Below are 21,028 nucleotides of genomic sequence, written 5' to 3' on the forward strand. Positions count from 1 at the left end.
AACTCGCTGTCGTTTTCCCTCTGGAGTTCCGCCGGTGCGTGGCAAATCCCCCTTTCGCGGCGGCAGCAAGCTGACCGCCCTTGTCGTCGCCCTGGTTCTGGCGGCGGCGGGTGCCATCGTGAACTGGCTTTCGCCGCAGGTTTCCGCGCCGCAGCGCCCGGGGCCGACGGCAACCGGCAAGCCCTCGGGGACAGCGCCGGCGGGCGGTAAACCGTCCGCCACGGCGCCTGCGGGCGGTGTGCCGCAAGGAAGCTACACGTTGACGGGCACGATCGTGAATGTGGCGGACGGCGATACCGTGACGCTGCGGGCGCCCGACGGGCAGCGGCGCATCCGGATGGACAGCATCGACGCGCCGGAAGAGGGCCATGGCACGGATCAGCCCGGCCAGCCAGACGCCGAAGCGGCGCGCAAGCATCTGGCCGGACTGGTGGCCGGCAAGACGCTCACGGCGCAGTGCTACGAGCAAGACCAATATGGGCGCGATGTCTGCGCGCTGATTCTGGACGATGGCCGCTCCGCCAACCGCGTGCAGGTCGAGGCCGGCTACGCCTGGGCCTACACGGCACGCAAGGGCGATTACCTGCGCGACAAGGCCATGCCGGATCTGCAGCGCCAGGCCAAGGCGGCGGGCCGCGGGCTGTGGGCGAGGCCGGACCCCATGCAGCCCTGGAAATGGCGCTACGACTGCTGGCGCCAGCGCCAGTGCAACTGAGCGCCGCCCTCGGGATGCTTCGCCGCCCTCCGGGTTTCTCGCCGCCATCCAGCCGCCCGGCCGGCACCCCGTCGCGCTCCCGCCCGATCCGCCCGTAGCGCCTCTAAGGGCATGCCGGGGTATTTCCCCGGCCCCCCTTTTGCTATCCTCTGTCGCTACGAAACGAAGGGAAGGTTTCCATGGGTGTACTGAAGCGGCTCTGGGCGTCGGCCATGCTGCTGTCGCTGGCGTTGGCGGGCTGCTCGCAAGAAAGCCCCATCAACAGCCCCTATCCATCCGGCGCCGAAAGCCAGAACACGCTGTATTCCGCGTTCGTCAAACGCTCTCCGAAGTACCTGGACCCGGCCAGTTCCTATTCCGGCGACGAAACGCCATATACCTACAACATCTATGAGCCGCTGTACGGGTATCACTACCTGAAGCGGCCTTACGAGCTGATCCCGCGCGCGGCCGCGTCGATCGATCCGCCGGTGTACCTGGACAAGGACGGCAACACGCTGCCTGCGGACGCGCCGGGCGACCAGATCGCGCAAAGCATCTACGACATCAAGATCCGGCCGGGCATCCGCTTCGCGCCGCATCCGGCCTTCGCCCGCAAGCCGGACGGCAGCTACGCCTACTTTCCGCTGGCGCCCGGCGAACTCGACGACAAGTTCTACATTCCCGATTTCCCGCTGACGGGCACCCGCGAGCTCACCGCCGACGACTACGTCTATGCGTTCCGGCGCCTGGCCAGTCCGCGCGTGGTGTCGCCCATCTATTCGCTGATGGCCGAACACGTGCAGGGCCTCAAAGACTACGGCGACCGGTTGCGCAAGCGCGACCAGGACCTGCGGCGCGACGTGCCCGGCGGCGCGGGCGCGTCGCCCTGGCTGGACCTGCGCGAGGACGACGGCTTCAAAGGCGTCGAGGCGCTGGATGCCCACACGCTGCGGATCCGCGTCGACGGCAAGTATCCGCAGTTCAAGTATTGGCTGGCCATGACCTTCACCGCGCCCATCCCCTGGGAAGCGGACCGGTTCTACAACCAGCCCGGCATGGCCGCCCACGACCTGTCGCTGAACACCTGGCCGGTGGGCACCGGCCCGTACATGCTGGTCGAATCGCTGCAGAACCGCCGCCACGTGCTGGGCCGCAATCCCAATTACCACGGCGAACCCTATCCCTGCGAAGGCGAACCCGGCGACAAGGCCGCGGGTCTTCTGGCCGACTGCGGCAAGCCCACGCCCTTCATCGACCGCGCCGAGTTCAGCGTCGAAAAGGAAGCCATTCCGCTGACCGGCAAGTTCATGCAGGGCTATTACGACGTGCCGCAGATCGAGCGCGGCGAATACGGCGTGGCCATGCTGGTGGCGGCCGGCGACAGCCAGGACAAGGCGCGCAAGTATCAGGAACACGGCATCAAGCTGCCGACCACGGTCGAGACCGCCAACTGGTACATGGGTTTCAACTGGCTGGATCCGGTGGTGGGCAAGGGCGACACGCCCGAGCAGCAGGAACGCAACCGCAAGCTGCGCCAGGCCATCAGTATCGCCTTCGACTGGGAAGAGTACGTGGCGGTGTTCGAGAACAGCCAGGCGTCTGTGGCCTATGGCCCGGTGCCGCCTGGCGTGCTGGGCTACCGCGATCCGCCCGAAGGCATCAATCCCGTCGTGTATGACCTGGTGGACGGCAAGCCCGTGCGCAAATCCATCGACGTGGCCAAGCGGCTGCTGGCCGAGGCCGGCTACCCGGACGGCCGCAACGCGCAGACGGGCGCGCCGCTGGTGCTGTACTTCGATTCCATGTCCGGCGGCGGCTCCAACCCGCAGTCCGACTGGATGCGGCGCCAGCTGGCCAAGATCGGCGTGCAGCTCGACGTGCGGGCCACCGACTACAACCGCTTCCAGGACAAGATGTTGCGCGGCGCCGCGCAGATCTTCCTGTGGGGCTGGAATGCCGATTACCCCGACGCCGAGAACTTCCTCTTCCTGCTGTATGGCCCCAATGCCAAAGCCAAGGGCGGCGGTGAAAACGCGGCCAACTATGCCAGCCCCGAGTTCGACAAGCTGTTCGAGCAGATGAAATTCCTGGATGACGGCCCCGAGAAGGCCGCGCTGATCGCCGATATGATCGCCGTCGTCCAGCGCGATGCGCCATGGATGTTCGGCTACTTCCCGATGTCGGGCGGGGCCTATCAGCAGTGGGTCGGCAACGCCAAGCCCACGCAGATGGTGCGCAACACGCTGCAGTACATGAAGATCGACCCGGCACTGCGGCAGCAGAAGATCGACGAATGGAATTCGCCCATCTGGTGGCCCGTCGGCGTCTTCATCCTGCTGCTGGCGCTGGCGATCTGGCCTTCGTATGCGGCGCTCAAGCGGCGTGAACGCCAGACGGCGTTTGTGCCGCCCGAACGCAAGGAGCATCAATCATGATCGGCTATGTCATCCGCCGGCTGTTGTACGGCGTGCTGATTCTGATCGGCGTCAATCTCTTTACCTTCATCCTGTTCTTCGCGGTGAACACGCCCGACGACATGGCGCGGCTGGCCATCGGCGGCCAGCGCGTCAGCCAGGACGCGGTCGAGAAATGGAAGGCCGAACGCGGCTACGACAAGCCGCTGTTTTTCAATGTCGAGGCCCAGGGCACGGCGCAACTCACGGACACGGTGTTCTACCGGCGTTCGGTGCCGCTGCTGGTGATGGATTTTGGCGCGTCGGATGGCGGCCGCGACATCGGCCGCGAGATCAAGACGCGCATGGGGCCCAGCCTGGCGCTGGCGGTGCCCACGTTCTTTCTGGGGTTGTTCGCCAGCATCGTGTTCTCGCTGACGCTGGTGTATTTCCGCGCCACGCGGCTGGACTTCTGGGGCGTTGTGCTGTGCGTGATGCTGCTGTCGATATCAAGCCTGTTCTACATCATCGCGGGGCAGTGGCTGTTCGCGAAGCTGCTGCGGCTGGTGCCGTTCTCGGGCTATTCGGGCGGACTGGACGTGATCAAGTTCCTGGCGCTGCCGGTGCTGGTGGCGATCGTGTCGCGGCTGGGGCCCGAAGCGCGCTTCTACCGCACCCTGTTTCTTGAAGAGATCGGCAAGGATTACGTGCGTACCGCGCGCTCAAAGGGCCTGGCCGAACGCGTCGTGCTGTTCCGCCACGTGCTGCGCAACGCCATGCTGCCCATCCTGACCAGCACGGTCGCCGCGCTGCCGCTGCTCTTCATGGGCAGCCTGATCGCCGAATCGTTCTTCGGCATTCCGGGGCTGGGCAGCTACACCATCGACGCCATCAATGCCCAGGACTTCTCCATCGTGCGCGCGATGGTGTTCCTGGGCGCCGCGCTTTACATCGTGGGGCTGATCCTGGCCGACATTTCCTACACGCTGGCCGATCCCCGCGTGCGTTTCGAGTAGCCGCCATGCCCAAGTTCGTCTTTCTCTGGACCGATATCGCGCTGTGGCTGATGGTGGCAGGCGCGCTGGCCTACGTCTGGCACGTGCGCCGCAGTCCGAACCTGCGCGCCACTTGGGCGCGTGTCGCGCGCGATACGCCCGCCATGTGTTCGGCCGTCATCCTGGTTGCCTTTTCGGTGGTCGGCCTGCTGGATTCCGTCCACTACCGTCCGCTGCTGCCGCCCGCACCGGGCGCCGCCGCCGACGCCCCGCCGGTCTATGCGCCCGCGGTGCGGTCCGCGCTGGACGGCCTGTTGGCCGGCACCGTGCTCACGCGCCCCGAAAAAACCTATTCCGAGCCGCTGGCCGCGCATCAGTTCACCAAAGAGACCATGCTGGTCGACGATAAGCCGGTGCGCGATTTTCCTCGGCTGCGCGGGGCGGCGCTGCACCTGACCGATCCCGAGAAAGAGCGCGGCGGCGATATCGCGATGCGGCTGGGATGGGGACTGGCCGCGGGGCTGGCCGTTGCGTTGGCCGGCGCGGTCCTGCTGTTTGTCTGCCTGACGCGCGCCACCGGTTCGGCGTCCCATGCCGCCGAGGAATTGCTGGCCGGCCGCGCCGACATTCCCTGGCGCGCCATGACGATCACTTTCGCCCTGTTGTGCCTGACGGTGGGGGCGCTGGCGGGGCTGTCCACCGGCTATCACGCGCTGGGCACCGACCGCATCGGCAACGACGTGCTGTGGCAGGCGCTGAAAAGCATCCGCACCGCGCTCGTCATCGGCAGCCTCACCACGCTGGCGATGCTGCCGCCGGCGATCATTTTCGGCATCGCGGCCGGGTATTTCAAGGGCAAGGTCGACGACGCCATCCAGTACCTGTACACCACCATCACCTCGATTCCCGGCGTGCTGCTGGTGGCCGCCTGCGCGCTGATGATGCAGGTGTACATCGACAACCATTCCGACCTGTTCGACACCTCGGCGGCACGCGCCGACCTGCGGCTGTTCCTGTTGTGCATGATCCTGGGGCTGACCGGCTGGGCGGGGCTGTGCCGCTTGCTGCGCGCCGAAACGCTCAAGCTGCGCGAGCTGGAATACGTGCAGGCCGCGCGCGCCTTCGGCGTGTCGCACTGGCGCATCATGACGCGCCACCTGCTGCCCAACGTGGCGCACCTGGTGCTGATCACCGTGGTGCTGGAATTCTCGGGTCTGGTGCTTTACGAGGCCGTGCTGTCCTACCTGGGCATCGGCGTGGATCCCAGCATGAATTCGTTCGGCTCGATGATCGACGGCGCGCGGCTGGAAATGTCGCGCGATCCCATGATCTGGTGGAACCTGATGACCGCTTTCCTCTTCATGCTGGCGCTGGTGCTGGCCGCCAATCTGTTCGCGGACGCGGTGCGCGACGCCTTCGACCCGCGCACGCGCCGCTACAAGCCCAGCCGCCTGGCGCGCCTGGGCTTTCTTGGCCGCCGTCCGGAAGCCATGCTGGCGGCGGACGGCCGCGCCTCCAAGACCGGAGAGGCGCCATGAGCTACGACACTCCCTTGCTGACCGTAAACGGCCTGGACGTCGACGTCGCGGGCGAAAGCGGCATGACGCACGCGGTCAAGCGCCTGCAACTGGCGATCTCGCAGCGCGAGACCTTCGCGCTGGTGGGCGAATCGGGCTGCGGCAAGAGCATGACCGCGCTGGCGCTGTTGCGGCTGCTGCCGGACGCCGGACGCATCGTGGGCGGGCAGATCGACCTGGACGGCGAAGACCTGAACCGCCTGCCGGAAAGCGCCATGCGCGGCGTGCGCGGCGGGCGCATCGGCATCATCTTCCAGGAACCGTCCACCAGCCTGAACCCGGTCATGCGGGTGGGCGACCAGATCATCGAGACGCTGACCGCGCACACGCCGCTGCGCGGAGCCGCAGCGCGCGCGCGGGCCATCGACTGGCTGCGCCGGGTCGGCATTCCCGATCCCGACCGCCGCATCGACGACTATCCGTTCCAGTTTTCCGGTGGCCAGAAGCAGCGCGTCATGATCGCCATCGCGCTGGCGGCCGAGCCCGTTCTTCTGATCGCCGACGAGCCGACCACCGCGCTGGACGTGACGGTGCAGGCGCAGGTGCTGGACCTTCTGGCCAGCATCCAGCAGGAAATGGGCATGGCCGTCCTCTTGATCACGCACGACCTGGCCGTGGTCAAGAATGTGGCGCATCACGTCGCATTGATGCGCAGCGGCGAGATCGTCGAAAGCGCCAGCGCTGAGGAATTCTTCCGCGCGCCGCGCCATCCGTATGCCAAGCAGCTCTTCGAAGCGATCCCCACCTTCGATAAGCGTGGCGTGCCGCTGACCGACCAGGGCCGCGCCGTGGCCGCGCAGCAGCGCCAGCAGGCCGGGCCGGATCGCACGGCAGGCGTGGTGCTGGATGTGCAGGATCTGAAAGTCCATTACCCGGTACGCAAGGGGCCGCTGCGCCGCATCGTGTCGTGGGTCAAGGCCGTGGACGGCGTGACCTTCACGCTGCGCGCGGGGGAAACGCTGGCGCTGCTGGGCGAATCCGGCTGCGGCAAGACCACCACCGGCAAGGCCTTGCTGCGGCTGATCGACGGCGCGCGCATCTCGGGCCGCGCCATGCTGCAAGGCCAGGACCTGCTGACCGCCGACCGCCGCCAGTTGCAGCGGCTGCGGCAGGACATCCAGATCGTGTTCCAGGACCCGTACGCATCGCTGGATCCGCGCATGCGCATCGGCGAGATCCTGGACGAGGGACTGGCGTCGCTCAAGCGCGGCATGAGCCGGCAGGACCGCGAAAAGCACGCCGCGCAGCTCATCGAGCGCGTCGGGCTGCCCGCCAACACGCTGACGCGCTATCCGCATGAATTCTCGGGCGGACAGCGCCAGCGCATCGCCATTGCGCGCGCGCTGGCGGTCGAACCCAAGGTGCTGATCTGCGACGAGCCCACGTCGGCGCTGGATGTGTCGGTACAGGCGCAGATTCTGGATCTGCTACGCGAATTGCAGGCCGATCTGGGCATCGCGTATCTCTTCATCACTCACAACTTCGGCGTGGTCGAATACCTGGCGGACCGCATCGCGGTCATGGACAAGGGCCGCATCGTGGAGCTGGGTCAGGCCGAATCGGTGTTGCTGGCGCCGCGCCAGGAGGTCACGCGCCGGCTGCTGGCCGCGGTGCCGCGTCTGCACTTCGGGCCCCCTGACGCGGATTGATCCGTCTAATGCCGCGTGAATGGGTTGAAGCCGGATCCGGCCGATGTGGCCGGATCCGGTTGAAGCGGCTGTAGGATTTAGGCCCTGCCGCCGCCTACCCAGGCTGATGCGCGCTGCCTGTCTCCAGCCAGTCCAACGTGTCGCGCTTTACGCCGCGGCCGCAACGCGTCAGGAATCCGTGCACGGCCTCCAGGTCCGCGGTGTCGAAGTTGCATGACGTCATCGCGATGGTTTCGGCGATCCACTGCCGCTCCTGCGCGAGCACCCGGCACTGCGCCTCGACCGGCCGGATGACGATGATCCGGCGGTCAAGCGGGTGGCGGCCGCGTTCCACATAGCCGGCCGCTTCCAGCCGGTTGATGAGCGCGGTGGCGCCACCCGAACTGATGCCCATCAACCGCGCCAGATGCCCCGTGGGCAGGGCATCGAACGCCATGACCAGCTCCAGGGCCTTCAGGTCCGCCACTGTCGTGCCCAGCTTCTCGGCCAAGGCCGATTGGCAGGCGGTGTTGTAGGCGGCAAACTGCCGGCCGAGCAGCAGGCCGATCTCGTCCAGCATGCCGGACCGCCGGCTGCTCTTTGATGGCTCGACCATGCCGGTCATGGGCTCGTGGTGATGGTAGGTCTGTTGTTGCAGCATGATGTGGTTTCCTGGCGATTAGGGGGATTACTTCTTGCCGGCCAGGCCGCCGAGCAACCCGCCGAGCAAGCCGCCGTTGGGCGCACCGCCCGTCGTGCCACCTGTCGTGGCGCCCGTCACCCCCACCAGCAGACCGCCGAGCAGGCCGCCGTTGGCTGCGCCACCCGTCGTTCCGCCCGATCCTCCCGAGCTGGCCGGCGCGCCGGTGGTGACACCTGCGCCCGCGCCAGCGCCCGCGCCCGCCGCGACGTTCACGCCACCCAACAGCCCGCCCAGCAGGCCGCCGCCGTTCGTGCCGGCCGAGGCGCCTGCACCAGCCGAGGCGCCCGCACCGGCGGTGGCGCCGGCGCCACCGGTCAGTCCGCCGGTCACCCCACCCAGCAGACCGCCGCCCGCCGCGCCGCCCGCCGCGCCATTCAGGGCGCCCGTCACACCGCCCAGAAGTCCCGTCACGGGCGCCAGCAAGCCACCCGCGCCATTGGCGTCGCCGGTCACGCCGCCCAGGCCGCCCGTCAGCGACGCAACCGCGCCCGTGGCGTTGGCCAGCGTCGAACCCAGCGGATTCGCGTTGCCCGGCGTGGCATGGACCAATCCGCCTGCGCTGACGACGGCTCCGCCCAGTCCTTGCAGCACGCCGTTCAAGCCGGGTGCAGCACCCGGCAACGAGCCGCCCAGATTCGTGACCGTGCCGCCCAGGCTGGTCAACAGGTTGGCGACCGGTGCGCCCAGCTTCGTCGTGTCGCCCACTTGCTGAGTCAGGCCCACCACGTTGGCGGCCAACGGGCTGGCGGTGGGGTCGAGCGCGCCGCCCACGCCTGCCAGTGTCGTCTGCAGGCCCAGCGGCAGCACGTTGTCGACGGTCTTGCCGACATTGCCCAGCGCGGGCTCGAGCAGCGGCGTGGTCGGCCCGTTGAGCACTCCGCCCGTCACGCCAGCGACGACCTGGGTAATCGGTTGCAGCAGACCGCCCTGGCCAGCCAGCGGGCCGGTCAGCGCGCCCACCGCGCCGGTGGCATTGCCCAGCACCGTCGTCAGGGGATTGGGATTGTTCGCGTCCGCATGCAGCAGGCCGCCGGTGCTGGCCACTGTCTTGCCCAGACCATCCACCAGCCCGCCCACGCCAACCGACAAGCCGCCGGGCAGGCCCGCGCCCTTGACGTCCGTGCCCAGGTCGCTGACCGCGCCGCCCACCTGTCTGACGATGCCATCAAGGGGCTGGCCCAGGCCGGTCGTGGCGCCCACCTGCTGCGTCAGCCCGACCACGGTGTCCGCGACCGGCTTGATGGTGGGGTCCAGCGCCTTGCCCACGCCGCCAAGGGTCGAGTCCAGGTTCAGAGGCAGGGCGTTGTCGACTGCGCCGCCGGTGTTGCCCAGCGTCGTTTCCAGCACGCCGATGACGCGGGGCGGGTTGGTGCCGGGATCGGTGCCGCCACCGCCGGGATTGGTGCCGCCTCCCGGGTTGGTGCCACCACCGGGGTTGGTGCCCCCGCCGGGGTTCGTACCGCCGCCCGGGTTGGTGCCTCCCCCGGGGTTCGTGCCCCCGCCGGGGTTCACGCCGGGATCCAGGCCGCCTCCGCCGGGGTTGGTCGGGATATCGGTTCCTGGGAGACCTGCGGTTTTCTTCCCGCTGCCGCCGTTTCCTCCGCAGGCGCTCAGTGCGCCTACAAGCGCGGTGGCCAGGACGGTGGCGGAGAGGACGCGATGGAGGCGGCGCTTTTCGGAATGGATCTGCATGACGAACTCCTTTGGCTGGAAGAATCGGGTGTTGATACAACCCGGTACGCTTCCAGATGCACAAACCATGCCAAGATTTTTCAGAATCGACGCAAAACACCAGTTTCGGTAATGCTGTACCGAAAAATCCCCTTTGTTATCAGGCCCATATCCAGGGTTTTAAGGGTTTATCCCTGGTTCCTGATAATCGCTGTTTTGGGATGTCGGCGACCCTGCGACTGTTACGGAAAGCCGGTCATCGGCCGTAACGTTACGGCCGACGTTACGTCCGGCGTTACGTAACATCGGCGCCTTTCCCGCATTAAAAACGCCCGTCTAAACGGGCGTCTTTAAACCATTGGCACAACCGCGCGGGGCAGGGTTCGGCAGTTATAGCGCGTCCCAAAAGAGCGAATAATTGGCGTTGAAACGCAGGTCACGGTCGTTATTGACAGTGGCCGACCCCACCGGCTTGGCCACGTTGAAGTCAAATAGATAATGCTTGTCGTCGGTGATCCGCACGCCCAGCGCTACGGATGACAGGTGCCGGTTATTCAGCGTCTGCAGGTCCTTGTTGTTGTACCAGGTGCGCGCGTAGTCGACCAAGGCGTAGGGCTGCACGCTGGAAAGGTATGTCCAGCCCACGCCGAAGCGGCGATTGATTTCCGCCGACACGCCGACGCCTTTATCCCCGCTTTGCTCACCCTGCGGATAACCCATGGCAAACCGCCAGCTGCCAAAGGAAATCTGCTCGGAAGAGGGCAGGATATTGCTGGAATACTGCCCCGCGCCGGAGAACACGAGTCCGAACTGGTGGGGCAGCGCGAATGTCTGCCGGGCGTTCAGGTTGTAGCGCGTGAAGTCCAGATCCAGCCGTGGCGTCGCGGAATAACCGTAGTTGGTCGAGATATCCTTTTTTGCGCCTGCGGCGTCAAACCCCTTGGCGGCCGTCAGCGTGACGTCCGTCGCTTTGGTTTCTGAAACCTGGATATAGCGCATCTCGGCCGTCGCGGCGCGCACCTGCGCGTCTTGCTGTAGCCACCGGTCGGATTCGCGGGCTTCGTAACGGTCCTTGGAATTGGCGGCATATACCCCCAATGTGCCGGTCAGCGAACGCCGGTTGTTCAACAGAAACGGATAACTGACGCCGACGCCGATACGATCGTTTTTGACTCGCCGATCAAAACCCAGCAGCTCGATCGCGTCGTCCTGCGGGCGCGCATCGTAGTAATAACCGTCAACCTTGACCGACAGGCCATCCGCGCCGATCGGCACCCGGATTTCGCCGGACACATATTTGACGTCATCGGTATTGAAGGGCACCGCCGCAGTGAGCTTCACTTGTTCGCCCAATGGCGTCAGGCTGTTGGTCGTGACATTCACCACGGGCTGCATGCCGGTGCCCAGGTCCGCAATGTCGCCGCTAAGGTTGACGGGCTGGCGGCTGGCCGTCAGCGACAATTCGGTGGCGCCGTCTGCGCGGCGGGGCAGGTCCAGGCTGGGCGTGAACCTGACGCCTGGCACGGTACGCATGAGGTTCAGCTGGCGCTCTAGCGTGATCTGGCTGAGCGGCCGTTCCGCGAGCATCGGCGCGGCCAGCGCTTCAAGGCGGTCCTGCGCATTGCCGATGTCGCCGTCGATCCGAACATTGGCGATATAGCCTTCGACCACCGTCACGACGACCAGGCCATTTGCGAACGTCTGGTTCTGCACCAGCGCAAATGACAGGGGATAGCCCTTGTCGCGGTAGAGCTGCGTGATCTTGTCCACCTGAGCGACCAGTTCGCCCAGGCTGATTTCCTTGCCCGCCAGCGGGGCGAGTATTGCGGACACTTCCTCGAACGGAATGGCGCGCACCCCGGTGACGTCGAAGTTACGCGGCACGATCCGTTGCGCCAACCGGGCCTGCAAGGCCAGTTGCTCCGGGGTGGCGGTCTGGACCACCGGCGGCGGCTGCCTTGCCGATGGCGGACGTTCCGGCCTTGGCAGGGCATCCACCGGATTGCCTCGTAACGGTCCCTCCGCTCGGGAGGGTGAGGCCGTCGCCATCAGGCAAAAGAGGGCAAGGGCCAATGGCCCGCCCTGAATTTTCACTCGTGTGCCTTTTTTATCTTTCATTTCTGCTTGCTCATGTGAATGCCGAGCCGATAAAGATCGCGTGTCGAGTGGAATAGGGGTTGCGTCACCAGTAATGAAAAGTTTCGATTAACGCCGTTTATATGGTGCCAGTATTGTCTGAACAATGACAATCGATTTCAAACTGCGGTTGTACGACGTGCAATATGTCTCTCGCGCTCAATTGTCCCGATGTCCCCGTTAATTCGTTGGTTGAAAGATAGGCGAGATTGGGGTGTTTTTTATACGGTTCCCTCGAAGTTGGGAGTATCCGTTACAACTGGTGTGTCGCAACATTGCGAAATTCAGTGAAAACCCTGATGCGTATGATTTGGCAATATATAAACTGAGGTCACGTATCAAAAATACGCAAAATGTGTGGACCCTCCCGGAGATTCATATGGCTGGGAATTACTGCGAGATGCACTGCAATTACCCGCCGGCCGCACATAACCGCTGCCGGTCACCACACAAGGAGCTTTCATGAGCCCGGGCGACATCGTCCCGCTCTCCTTCGATAGCGGCCTGGTTGCGCTGTCGTTCCTGATCGCGGCCCTGGGTTCGTACGTCGCCCTGCTGGCGGCGGCGGGCATCCGCGCCGAAACGCAGGACGGCGAGATCCGCCTCGGCTATGTCGTCATCGGCGCGGTGGCGATGGGCGGCGTGGGTATCTGGAGCATGCATTTCATCGGCATGCTGGCGCAGAACCTGCCGTTTGAAGTCGGTTATCAGATGGGGCTGACCATACTCAGCTTTCTGGTAGCCGCCGGGTTTTCCGGTTGGGCCTTCTGGTATGTCGGACGCGACCGATTCACTTTTATCCGTTGCCTGATCGGCGGGTGCGCCGCAGGCTTCGGCGTGGCATCCATGCATTATGTCGGTATGAGTGCCGCGCGCATGCCGGCGGTTCTGCTCTGGAATCTTCCCCTGGTGGTCTTGTCGGTGCTGATTGCCGTCATTGCGGCCACCGCCGCACTCTGGCTTGCATTCAATACGCAGAATGAACGCCAGCGCATCGGCGCCGCCATATTGATGGCCGTCGCGGTATGCGGCATGCATTACACCGGCGCGGCCGCCGGCGCGGTTATCTGCACCGCCGCCAATGACGCCGCCGGCGGGTATATCGGGGGCGCCATGCTGCCGTATATCGCATTCGCCTTGTCCATCGTCACCTTGCTGCTCATGCGCTGGCATTTGCAGCGGGCTTCCCAACGCTTTCGCGCGCGCATGGCGCAGCGCATCGACTCGATCATTGAATCGGCGCCTGCTGAGGCGCCGCACAGATCTCCCGGCGCCTCACCTGGGCCGGGTTAGCAGGTCCCTGGGTCCCCGCCGCGGCAGTGCAGTGGCGTGCGGGCGGTTCAGGATTTGAAGGGGCTGGTTCTGTTCACGCAACAACGGCCTCGGTCGTCAATCGATGCTCATGGAGCTTGTTATGAAAGCAACACTTGCGCAGTTCTGGAATGACGAAGACGGCATCACCGCCCTGGAGTACGGGCTGATCGCAGGCATGGTGGCGGTGGCCCTCATTGTGGCGGTGGGCGCCTTTACCGGTTCCTTGAAAGGCATGTTCGAGGACCTTGGCACCAAGCTGGACAACGCCAAGGCAGGTACCGGCACCACGCCGCCGGCTGGCGGCGCCGGCTGAGGCGCAAGCGGAATCGCGCTGCGGTGGTCGGGCCACCGCAGCGCGACGCCGCAACCCGGCCTCGTTTGGTTGATGGGGGCTGCGTCCGCCATGGCGCGCCTGTCGTGTTACCGGATTTTTGGAAGGTCTAGCCTTGTATCCAGGGGTGCTGCTGTGGTGGCTGTTGTTCACATGCTGGATTCTGGCGCTGATCCATGGCGATCTGCGTCATCGCCGCGTCCCCAACCGGCTGATCGTCGTGGGATTCGCGGCCCAATTGCTTTGGCTGCTGGCGGCCTTGCTGGCGTCCGGCTGGGCCTATCCGCCGCGATGGAGCGGATGGCTGCCGACGCTGGCCGGATTTCTGACTGCGGCGCTTTTCCTGCCGCTGTGGCGCTGGCGTCTGATGGGGGCCGGCGATATCAAGGCCATCGCCGTGCTCGGATTGCTGCTGGGCTTTGCGCCGCTGATGGTCACTCTGGTGCTGGCCAGCGTGCTGGCCGGTCTGCACAGCTTGCTGTATCTGGCCGTGTCGGGCGTCTGGGCACTGAGCAACCGCGCGCGCCAGATTCCCTATGCCGCATATCTGGGCCTGGCCGCCTTCAGCGCGGCGCTTATTCCGTGGAATTCGCCCTGGTATTCGTGGTGTTCTTCCTGGTGTTCTACGGGATCCTGACGTATTCCCTGGTGGTCGCCGCGCAGCATTCCGTGACGCTCGCCGCGCAGGACGGCGCGCGCAAGATCCTGCAGTGGCAGCCGGGCACCGCGTCGCTATCGGCGCGGGCGGAAGCGGGACGAGAATCGGCGCTGTCGCAGGCGGCGTGGATCAGCGCCATGTCCGCCGGACCCGTACAGGTTGCGGTCTGCGGCAGTGCGGGCGCCCTGACCAGCGCGGCCGGCGGCGCGTGCAGCGGCTTGCCGCTGGCGCAGGATCAGGTCGAAGTCAACGTGTCGTACGCGTACGGCGCCCATCCGCTCCTGCCGGCCGTGCCATTTTTGAACACGGCGCTGATGCCGGCTTCCAGCGTGCTGAGCGCTCGTGCCACGGTGCATCTGGGCGACGCTCTGGGCGGGGGTAGCTGACATGCGCGCGACGCCGCAAACCCTCAACCGCATCAAGACCCGCGCGCGCCAGCGCGGCATCGCGGCGCTGGAGTTTTCGCTGACGCTCACGGCGCTGCTGCTCTTCATCTGCGGCGTGGTCGGATTCGGTGCGCTGTTCTGGATGCAGCAGCAATTGGCCGCCGCCGCCGCTGACGGCGCGCGCGCCGCCGTCCATGCGCGGTTCAGCGGCCAGTCCGACGTGCCGGCCATCGCCTGCGTGGCGGCAATGCGAACGTTCTCCGCCGGATCGGCGGTGCTGTGCAGCGCTACGCGCGCGCCGTGCGCGTGGAGCGGCGCAGGCGGGGCGCAGGCCGACTGCGCCATCGTCGCCATGACCTACAACACGCAGACCTGGCCGCTGCTGGAGACCGTGCGTGGCCTGGTCACCGCCTTGCCGGGCGCAAACCGCAACTGGATTCCAAGCAGGCTGCATTCGCAGGCTGTCGTGCAGATATCGCAGGGGACGCCATGAGCAGTCTGAGCAAGATCGTCGCGGGATTGTTGCTGGTGGCGGGCGTCGCGCTTGCGTTCGTGGCCTGGCGTCTGGCGTCGGCGCCGCCGCGCCCGGCGGCCACCGTGGCGCCGGCGCCGGTGGCTGTTGCGCCGGCCGAGCCGGTCAAGCTGTATCCGGTGGTTGTGGCGCGCGAGGCGATCCCGGCCGGTTCACGCATCGACAGCGCAAGAATGCTGACGGTGGTGCAGTGGCAGGCTGCGTTGTCCGGCGGCTTTGCCGACGTTGCGCCGCTGGATGGCGCGGTGACGAGAGTGGATATTGCCGTGGGCGATCCCATCGTGCCCAGCCTGCTGACGCAGGGGTTGGCGCGCCAGCTCAAGACGGGCGAGCGCGCCGTCGCCATCGCGGTGGACGAGGTTGTCGGCGGGGGCAACCGCATTGTCCCGGGCGACATGGTGGACGTGTTCTTCATGATCGAGAAAAGCCCCGAAGTCGCCTCGGGCCAGGCGCGCCTGTTGCAGTCGCAGGTGCGCGTGCTGGCCTATGGCCAGGCCACGGTGGAAGGACCGGACGAGAAGCCTGCCTTGCAGCAAGGCGGTCCGGGCCAGCCGGCGCGCACCGCGGTGCTGGCGGTGCCGGTGGATCGCGTGAACGAATTGATGCTGGCCAGCCGCGCGGGCCGCCTGCAGCTGGCCCTGCGGCCGGTGGGCGACGACAGCATGCCGGATGTGGCCCTGTTCGCCCCGCGCGGCACAGTGTTGCCGGTGCGGGCGGATCTGACGCCCGCGCAGCGCGAGTCGCTGCTGACGGGCCCGAACCGCGCCTTCGCGGGCGAAAGTTTGGTACAGCTCGATGGCAGCACGGCCGCCGCTCTGGCGCCCGCCGCGCGTGCTCCCGCAGCCCGGCCGGCAGTCCGGCCTCAAGGGACCGGCGGCGGCCGGACGGTGGAAATCATTCGAGGAGACAAATCCGAGCACGTGCGCTACTGAACGGGGCGGCGGGCGCACCAGGCGCGGCCCGCAGCCGAAGAATCCCATCATCAGATCCGGCACTATGAAGAAACTTCAGCGCACTACCATGATCTGCCTTCTGTCGGCCGCCGCGGCGATGACACACGAAGGAACCAGCCTGGCACAAACCGCGGCCCCCGCGACCGGCGCAAACGCGCCGGCCCGCGACATTTCAATGGCGGTCAGAGAGCAACAGACCGTCATGCTCGACCACGGCGCGCCGTCGCGCATCGCCATCGGCGATCCGGACGTGGCCGATGTAAAGGTGCTGCCCGCTACCGGCAACCGCGCGGGCGCCGTGCTGCTGTACGGCAAGAAGCCCGGCACCACGCGGCTGCAGGTCTGGACGGGCGGCAACGCCGCGCCGCAGGTCTGGACCGTGCGCGTCGGCAGCGGCGTGCAGGGCGCACTGGCCAGCCGTGGTTTGGGCGGCGGCGCCAACGTGGACATCGCGGACGGCCACGCGGTCGTGTCGGGCCACGCCGAATCGCCGCTCGGGCAGATCGCCTCGGCGACCATGGCGGCCGCCGCCGTGGGCGGCGACAAGAATGTGGTGGACCTGTCCACCGCCGGCACGGGCGGCGTCGTGCAGGTGGAAGTGAAGGTCGTGGAAGTGTCGCGTTCGGTGATGAAGGCGGCCGGCATCAGCTTCACGGCCAGCAACGGCCCCTGGAGCGGCGGCAGCTCCACCATGCCCGCCAGCCTGGGCGGCGCGTTGGCATCGGGCTTTTCGCTGTTCTATGACTCCAACAACTTTGCCGCGCGCCTGCGCCTCTTGCAGACCAACGGCATGGCGCGCGTGCTGGCAGAGCCCACGCTTGTCGCCCTGACGGGCCAGAGCGCCAGCTTCCTGGCGGGCGGCGAGCTGCCGATTCCGCAAGCCGGCGGACTGGGAACCGTCAACGTAACCTTCAAGCCCTTCGGCATCGGCCTGACCGTCACGCCCACCGTGCTGTCGCGCGACCGCATCGCGCTGAAGGTGGCGCCCGAGGCCAGCGAGCTCGACTACACCAACGGCATCGCCATCAACACCAGCGAAGACACCAGCACCATCATTCCGGCGCTGCGCACACGGCGCGCCGACACGATGGTCGAACTGGGCGATGGCGAAAGCTTCGTGATCAGCGGCCTGGTGTCGCGCCAGACGAAAGCGATGGTCAACAAGGTGCCCATGCTGGGCGACCTGCCCATCATCGGCGCGTTCTTTCGCAGCGTCGACTATTCCCAGGAAGACACCGAACTGGTCATCGTCGTGACGCCGCGCCTGGTGCGCCCGATCGCGCGCGGCGTGGCCCTGCCGCTGCCGGGCGCGCGGCAGGAGCAGACCGACACGGCGTTCAATGCCTGGGGTTATTACCTGACCGGCCCGGCAAGCGGCCAACAGATGCCGGGATTCTCACGGTGACCAATATGAAGACACATGCCAGCGAAGGAGTGGGCCTGCAGAACGGCACGCGGTTCCTGTTTTGTTCTCAGGGCAGTGCGATCGCCGCGCAATTGGGAATGGCGTTGGGCGACCTGGGCGTGCTGACCCAGGAGTCGCCGCGCATCGAGGAATTGGCGCGGCGCCTGACCGAGCTGGCGCCGCAGGTGGTGTTCCTGGATTTCTCACTGAGCGACGACGAACCCGGCAAGCTGTTCAAGTCCGCCGAACTGGCGCGCCTTCTGGCGCGCATCGCGCCAACGCTGCCGCGCGTGGCGGTCGGCTACGTCAGCCAGCCGGAAGGCGCGATCGCCGCGCTGCGTGCGGGCGCGGTTGATTTCGTCGATCCGTCCGTGGCGCCGCAGGAAGTTCGCGAAGTGGTGCTGCGCGTGCTCGACCGGCCGTCGGGCGGGCGCACGGACGGCACGCGCCGCAGCGTCGTGCTGATGGGCGCGCGTCCCGGCGTGGGCACCAGCACCTTGTCCGTCCATCTGGCGGGCATGGTGCAGGACCGCCTGAAACTGGCGCACAACCAGCGCGCCGCCAAAGCTTCCCAACCGCCGGGCGAGCCGCTGCCGTTGTCCAGCCGCGTGGCGCTGATGGACCTGGGCTGGCCCGTGGGCGATTGCCAGCTGTACCTGAACATCGGTGGCGACTTCGATTTCGCCGAAGCGGCGCGCAATCTGCGCCGCCTCGATTCCACGCTGCTCGGGTCGGCGATGGCGCACACGGCCAATGGCCTGAGCGTGCTGTCGCTGCCGCGCGATCTGGGGCAGATGCGCGAGGTGTCGCAGTCGGATTCGCTGCTGGTGTTTGAACGCATGCGCCAGCATTTCTCGGTGGTCGTGGCCGACGCGGGCGGCTTCACCAATGCCGAGTTCGTGTCGGGCCTGGCGCGCAACTCGCAGCTGAACTGGATCGTGACCGACCAGAGCGTGGGCGCGCTGGTGTCGCTGGCCGGGCTGCTGCAGGAGCTGGAGCAACTACACGTGGACCGTTCCACCCTTGGCCTCATCGTCAACCGCTATGACGAGCGCTACGGCATGACGGCCAAGCAGATTTCTGAGCGCTTCAACCTGGAACTCGTGGGCACGCTGCCGGACCGCACGCTGCCGCTGATGGTGTGCACCAACCGCGGCCATCTGCTGCACGAAGAGGCCGAGCGCGACGTCTACGTGCGCGCGGTGCAGACGCTGGCCGAACGCCTGTGCGCCGAGGAAACCTCGCCCGGCGGGCACGCAAGCTGGCTGGCGACCTGGCTGCCCGGCGTGCATCGCCGCATGGTGATCGGCTGAAGGCCAACAGCGCCTGACGGCGAAACAGACGGACGGTTACGGAATCCGACATGATCATGACAGCGACGATAGAGTTCGGCGGCGACGGCGACAAAGGCTTCTCGACGTCAGACCGCTACCAGGAAGTGAAGACGGCGGCCTACGAGCATCTGCTGTCCCGCATCGAGGAACTGGGTGCGGAATTCGGCCGGTGGGCGCGATCGGCCATTCAGGAATTCGTGGACATCGAGGTCGCGAGCTTCGTGCGGATGCGCCGCGTCGCGATCAACGAAAGCGAAATGCGCGCCATCGCGGAGGCGCTGACCAAGGAGCTGGCGGGCCTGGGGCCGCTGGAAGACCTGCTCGCGGATCCGGCCGTGGAAGACATCCTGATCAACGGCTACGACAACGTCTTTGTCTCGCGCCGCGGCGTGCTGGCCCGCGAGTCGCTGCGCTTTACCGACAACCAGCATGTGCTGCGCATCGTGCGCCGAATCCTGGCGCCCATCGGCCGCCGGCTGGACGAGTCCAGCCCGATGGTGGATGCGCGCCTGCCCGACGGCGGCCGGCTGAACGTGGTGATCGAGCCGCTGGCGGTGGACGGTCCCATGGTGTCGATCCGCAAGTTCCGGCAGGACCCGCTCAAACCGGCGGACCTGCTGACGCTGGGCACCTTCGACGAAGCGATCTACCGGCTGCTGAACGAGGCCGTGAAGAACCGCTGCAACATCCTGGTGTCCGGCGGCACCAGCTCGGGCAAGACGTCGCTGCTGAACGCGCTGGCGTTCTTCATCCCTGAGAACGAGCGCGTGGTGACGGTGGAGGACACCGCGGAACTGTCGCTCAACCATCCGCACGTGGTGCGGCTGGAATCGCGCCAGGGCGGCTTTGACGGCAGCGGCGCGGTGACCATCCGCGAACTCATCCGCAACAGCCTGCGGATGCGGCCGGACCGCGTGGTGGTGGGCGAAGTGCGCGGCGCCGAGGTCATGGACATGCTGCAGGCCATGAACACCGGCCACGAAGGGTCGATGGCCACCATCCACGCGAACTCGCCGCGCGAATGCCTGTACCGGATCGAGATGCTGGCCGGCTTTGCCGGATTCCAGGGCAGCGAGGACAGCCTGCGGCGCCAGATTGCCAGCGCGCTGGATTTCATTGTGCAGATCGGCCGCCTGTCCAACGGCAAGCGCCGCGTGCTGTCGGTGACCGAGATCACCGGCATGGGCGACAACGTCATCTCCACGCAGGAGCTGTACCGCCACGACCCGTTTGCGACGCCGGATGGCGAGGAACGGGATCGCTGGAACTGGCTGGGCATCCATCCCCACACGCCCAAGCTGGCCAAGCTGCGCAACGAGGCGCGCGCCAACGACAACGCGCCGGACGACCGCGATGGCGGCGGCGGCTTCTGGAGCCGGAGGCGCTGATGCAGGACGTGATGGCGCTGTTGAGTCTGGCGGCGGTGCTGGCCGTGGGCGCGGTGCTGCTGTGGCGCCACGCCGACCGCAGCGCGCGCCGGGCCGCCAGTTCCGCGTTCCTGGACAGCCAGTTGGCGCGCGGCCGCGAAGAGACGGCGGGCGACGCGCCCTTTGCCGAGAACGCGCGCGAGTTCCGCAGCGGCCACGCCGGCTGGGACCGTCTGCTGCGGCTGGCCGGCCTGCGGCAAAGCGTCGGCCTTTACCTGCGCATCGCGCTGCCTGTCGTCGCGGGCGGGGCGCTGGCGTGGGCCTTTCTGGGACCGCTGTCGGGCGCTGTGACGTTCCTGCTGCTGGCCGTGTTTGCGTACTTCCTGCTATGGCTGAGGGCCGACAAGCGTCAGCGCCGGATGATTTCGCAGTTGCCCGCGTTCCTGGACAACATCGTGCGCCTCTTGACCATCGGCAACAGCATCGCCGCGGCATTCCGCACGGCGGCGGCCGCCACCGATGAGCCGCTGCGCGAAGTGGTGGAGACGGCCGCCAGCCTGAGCAGCTCGAAAGAACTGGACGCGGCGCTGGCGCACGTGTCCCGCATGTACGGGCTGAAGGAGCTGTACATGGTGGCGGCAGTGGTCTCGCTGGCGATGCGCTTTGGCGGGCGCAGCGATCAGGTGCTGGAGCGCATGGCGGCCTTCATGCGCGATGTCGCCCAGGCACGCAATGAGCTGACGGCAAGCTCGGCAGAGGTCCGGCTGTCCGCCTGGATCCTGGCGCTGCTGCCCGTGGGCGTGGCCGGCTTCATCATCGTCGCCAACAACAACCTGTTCATGGGCCTGTGGGAAGACCCGCAGGGCTTCAAGATGCTGCTGACCGCGGTCTGCCTGCAGATCGGCGGCTGCTATTGGCTGTATCGCATGGCCAAGGCCATTTGAGGGG

General features: G+C 66.7%; 18 protein-coding genes. 15 read left to right on the forward strand and 3 right to left on the reverse strand.

Features of this window, described 5'->3' with window-relative positions; genetic code table 11:
- The first annotated feature begins 34 nt into the window (after positions 1–34).
- The 5 genes from KW836_RS20555 to KW836_RS20575 all read left to right on the forward strand — a co-directional run bounded on the left by KW836_RS20555 (position 35) and on the right by KW836_RS20575 (position 7,311).
- Positions 35–715 (forward strand): thermonuclease family protein, encoded by a 681-nt coding sequence (locus KW836_RS20555; RefSeq protein ID WP_218344600.1) that lies wholly within the window; start codon positions 35–37, stop codon positions 713–715.
- Positions 716–894: 179 nt separating this feature from the next.
- Positions 895–3,132: an ABC transporter substrate-binding protein gene (locus KW836_RS20560; protein ID WP_218344601.1), complete on the forward strand. Its 2,238-nt coding sequence runs from the start codon at positions 895–897 to the stop codon at positions 3,130–3,132.
- Positions 3,129–4,106 carry an ABC transporter permease gene (locus tag KW836_RS20565; protein WP_218344602.1) on the forward strand — a complete coding sequence of 326 codons (978 nt, stop codon included), beginning with the start codon at positions 3,129–3,131 and terminating at the stop codon, positions 4,104–4,106. The genes KW836_RS20560 and KW836_RS20565 overlap by 4 nt, the downstream gene beginning before the upstream one ends.
- Positions 4,107–4,111: 5 nt before the next feature.
- A complete protein-coding gene (locus KW836_RS20570; protein WP_218344603.1) occupies positions 4,112–5,623 on the forward strand; it encodes an ABC transporter permease in 1,512 nt (503 codons plus the stop codon).
- Positions 5,620–7,311 (forward strand): ABC transporter ATP-binding protein, encoded by a 1,692-nt coding sequence (locus tag KW836_RS20575; protein WP_218344604.1) that lies wholly within the window; start codon positions 5,620–5,622, stop codon positions 7,309–7,311. The genes KW836_RS20570 and KW836_RS20575 overlap by 4 nt, the downstream gene beginning before the upstream one ends.
- 94 nt (positions 7,312–7,405) lie before the next feature.
- Here KW836_RS20575 and KW836_RS20580 read toward each other — a convergent pair whose 3' ends face one another.
- From KW836_RS20580 to KW836_RS20590, 3 genes are all read right to left on the reverse strand, one after another.
- Positions 7,406–7,951: a MarR family winged helix-turn-helix transcriptional regulator gene (locus KW836_RS20580; RefSeq protein WP_175138053.1), complete on the reverse strand. Its 546-nt coding sequence runs from the start codon at positions 7,949–7,951 to the stop codon at positions 7,406–7,408.
- A gap of 27 nt (positions 7,952–7,978) precedes the next feature.
- Entirely contained in the window at positions 7,979–9,685 is a 1,707-nt protein-coding gene (locus tag KW836_RS20585; protein ID WP_218344605.1) for a collagen-like triple helix repeat-containing protein, read from the reverse strand.
- A gap of 369 nt (positions 9,686–10,054) precedes the next feature.
- A complete protein-coding gene (locus KW836_RS20590) occupies positions 10,055–11,713 on the reverse strand; it encodes a ShlB/FhaC/HecB family hemolysin secretion/activation protein (protein ID WP_218344785.1) in 1,659 nt (552 codons plus the stop codon).
- 549 nt (positions 11,714–12,262) lie between these two features.
- Between KW836_RS20590 and KW836_RS20595 the strand changes: the two genes are divergently transcribed.
- From KW836_RS20595 to KW836_RS20640, 10 genes are all read left to right on the forward strand, one after another.
- Positions 12,263–13,093: an MHYT domain-containing protein gene (locus tag KW836_RS20595; RefSeq protein ID WP_218344606.1), complete on the forward strand. Its 831-nt coding sequence runs from the start codon at positions 12,263–12,265 to the stop codon at positions 13,091–13,093.
- A 121-nt stretch (positions 13,094–13,214) separates the two neighbouring features.
- Positions 13,215–13,427: a Flp family type IVb pilin gene (locus KW836_RS20600; protein ID WP_056563247.1), complete on the forward strand. Its 213-nt coding sequence runs from the start codon at positions 13,215–13,217 to the stop codon at positions 13,425–13,427.
- A gap of 133 nt (positions 13,428–13,560) precedes the next feature.
- Positions 13,561–14,082 carry a prepilin peptidase gene (locus KW836_RS20605; protein ID WP_218344607.1) on the forward strand — a complete coding sequence of 174 codons (522 nt, stop codon included), beginning with the start codon at positions 13,561–13,563 and terminating at the stop codon, positions 14,080–14,082.
- The gene (locus tag KW836_RS20610; RefSeq protein WP_175123681.1) at positions 14,028–14,489 is read left to right on the forward strand and encodes a TadE/TadG family type IV pilus assembly protein; all 462 of its coding nucleotides are present in this window, start codon (positions 14,028–14,030) and stop codon (positions 14,487–14,489) included. The genes KW836_RS20605 and KW836_RS20610 overlap by 55 nt, the downstream gene beginning before the upstream one ends.
- 1 nt (position 14,490) lies before the next feature.
- Positions 14,491–14,982, forward strand: a complete 492-nt coding sequence (locus KW836_RS20615) for a TadE family protein (RefSeq protein WP_218344608.1) — start codon at positions 14,491–14,493, stop codon at positions 14,980–14,982.
- Complete coding sequence (gene cpaB, locus KW836_RS20620) at positions 14,979–15,953, forward strand: Flp pilus assembly protein CpaB (protein ID WP_218344609.1); 975 nt, start codon at positions 14,979–14,981, stop codon at positions 15,951–15,953. Before KW836_RS20615 ends, cpaB begins: the two co-directional genes overlap by 4 nt.
- Before the next feature lie 64 nt (positions 15,954–16,017).
- Positions 16,018–17,379, forward strand: coding sequence for a pilus assembly protein N-terminal domain-containing protein (locus KW836_RS20625; protein WP_218344610.1), 1,362 nt, complete (start codon positions 16,018–16,020; stop codon positions 17,377–17,379).
- On the forward strand, positions 17,376–18,692 hold the full coding sequence (locus KW836_RS20630) for a pilus assembly protein CpaE (protein ID WP_175123677.1): 1,317 nt from the start codon (positions 17,376–17,378) through the stop codon (positions 18,690–18,692). Before KW836_RS20625 ends, KW836_RS20630 begins: the two co-directional genes overlap by 4 nt.
- 50 nt (positions 18,693–18,742) lie before the next feature.
- A complete protein-coding gene (locus KW836_RS20635; RefSeq protein ID WP_218344611.1) occupies positions 18,743–20,101 on the forward strand; it encodes a CpaF family protein in 1,359 nt (452 codons plus the stop codon).
- Positions 20,101–21,024: a type II secretion system F family protein gene (locus tag KW836_RS20640; protein WP_175123675.1), complete on the forward strand. Its 924-nt coding sequence runs from the start codon at positions 20,101–20,103 to the stop codon at positions 21,022–21,024. Before KW836_RS20635 ends, KW836_RS20640 begins: the two co-directional genes overlap by 1 nt.
- Positions 21,025–21,028: the final 4 nt, after the last annotated feature.

This window comes from Achromobacter sp. ACM05, assembly GCF_019218915.1.
In the GTDB taxonomy this organism is placed as follows: Bacteria; Pseudomonadota; Gammaproteobacteria; order Burkholderiales; family Burkholderiaceae_B; genus Achromobacter; species Achromobacter animicus.